Source organism: Streptomyces sodiiphilus (genome assembly GCF_039529215.1).
Taxonomy (GTDB): Bacteria; Actinomycetota; Actinomycetes; order Streptomycetales; family Streptomycetaceae; genus Streptomyces; species Streptomyces sodiiphilus.
The window spans coordinates 1-1,757 of the sequence record NZ_BAAAMJ010000119.1 but is presented as its reverse complement, the minus strand read 5'-3'; the positions used below and the strand labels follow the sequence as shown (position 1 = coordinate 1,757).

Here is a 1,757-nt window from a genome sequence, read left to right as displayed (position 1 = left end):
GCTCCTGACCAGCAGCGATAGCGAACTGCAACTGGAGTACTAAGTGAAAGTGTCCGTAGAACAGCTTGCTCAATGGGCTCAAACAGCCACCGAGAAACGGTTTGAAGTGAACTGGGCAACGGTAGCCGAGGGCTTGGGCGTCATGCCACCGCCTGATTATCGCAAGATGATCGAAGTCTTCGGAGGTGGCAGCTTTGACCGTCACATTTGGATTCACGCTCCGCGCAGTAATGGGGATCTCTACGATCTAACTTCTGGCGCGATCGAGCGTGAGGAGGGATTGCGTATCCTCTGGAAGTCCGGAGAGGATACGCCGTCATGGTTCGAATCAGAGACTGATCGGCTCATTGCGTGGGCGAGTACAGGTGATGGCGAGTATCTGTACTGGTGGGCGCGCGGAAAGGAACTGGACTCTGCAGTTTGGCCCATGGCCATTCAGAACATCGATGGCGAGTGGGAAGTCTTCCAGGCTCGTAGCATTGAATTTCTTATGCTGTGGCTACTCGGCAAGTCGGACACAAACCTAATCTCCCGAAAGTTCGCCGAGTTCGGGAACTCCTTCATTACTTACGGCGGGTCTGTGTTGGCCTCGGCTCATCAGCGGCCGTGAGTGTCGACTGATGGTTGGCCCTGCATGTCCCACGGGATTGCGTTGACGCGTGCCGATAGAGCCGCGAACGAAAAAGACACGAAATAACTCCATGCCGATATCGAATACGGACGGGAATGCTGAACCGGCCCACCCCTGCGGACGTTGTGTCCGACTGCTGGAAGACCTGGAGATCAACTGATGTCCCTGATTCACTTCGACTCGCTCAGCGAGAATCTACTTCACGCGCTAGTTGCGGCCGGATGGAGTGCAGAGAACGTTGATGCGAGTCAATGGGTGCAGCCATTGGAGAGAGAAGGGTACCGGTCCCATCCATTGGCGAAGGAAATCCTCGCGGCAGTGGGAGGGCTCTCAGTTGAGCCGGTCAACAGAATTGGCCCGAACTTCAACAATGATGAGCCTTACAATTTTGACCCCTTCGCTGCCGGATCGGGACAGTGCGATCTAGCAAGAGAGGTCGAAGGTGCGCTAGGTGGGAGCTATTTCCCTATCGGAGAATGGCTCAGTTATTCAAGCGTGTTCGTCGAAGCAAGAGGGCAGGTGGTTGCTGCTGGCATGGGTTGGATATGGGAACTTGGTTTCACCTTCGAGGACTCCCTGGAGTTGGCAGTCTGCGCAAGTCGCCCGCTGATCTGGCTGCACTCCGATCCAGGGCTCGCCCCTTGGCCGAAACCTGATTCTCCCTACTGAAGTTCTCTGGGTCTTCGGACTTCAGCGATGGACCGGCCTGAGCTGCTGACATGGCCTCACACTTCGTTACCTCGTGCTGGACAACTCGGCCCTGTACGCATGCCGCCCGCGGTCCTGAATGACCTTTCTGTTCTTACGCAGAACGATCAAGCAGGGCCCATGGGCTTGCTCAGCCTCGATTCTTCAGCGGGCGGAGGACGGTGATCACGTCGGGGTTCCCCGCTACTGAGATTGAACCCGTGGTGTCGGAGGGGCTGACGGCTCGTCGCGCGTGCGGTATCACCTGGGACATGCGGTATCCACAAGGAGGCGCGCTGACCGCCGAACGTCAGCAGTTTCGCAAGGAGTTACGGCTCCAGGCGTCCGAACGATTCGCGCAGGGCGAGGCGGGTTCGACGATCGACAGGGACCTGCCGGTCAGTGAGCTCTTTCCATCCTCAGTTTGAGCTGGTCAGGT

At 57.3% G+C, this 1,757-nt stretch carries 2 protein-coding genes and 1 pseudogene; all 3 read left to right on the top strand.

What is annotated here, in order from left to right:
- The first annotated feature begins 49 nt into the window (after positions 1-49).
- Complete coding sequence (locus ABD299_RS24875) at positions 50-610, top strand: SMI1/KNR4 family protein (protein ID WP_344267044.1); 561 nt, start codon at positions 50-52, stop codon at positions 608-610.
- A gap of 180 nt (positions 611-790) precedes the next feature.
- Complete coding sequence (locus ABD299_RS24870) at positions 791-1,300, top strand: SUKH-3 domain-containing protein (RefSeq protein ID WP_344267041.1); 510 nt, start codon at positions 791-793, stop codon at positions 1,298-1,300.
- A gap of 290 nt (positions 1,301-1,590) precedes the next feature.
- Positions 1,591-1,722: pseudogene (locus ABD299_RS25220) on the top strand (IS630 family transposase); the annotation flags it as partial.
- Between the last annotated feature and the right edge of the window lie 35 nt (positions 1,723-1,757).

Coding starts and splice junctions, on each gene's coding strand:
- ABD299_RS24870 (WP_344267041.1), top strand. CDS start 791: ATGTCCCTGATTCACTTCGACTCGCTCAGCGAGAATCTACTTCACGCG.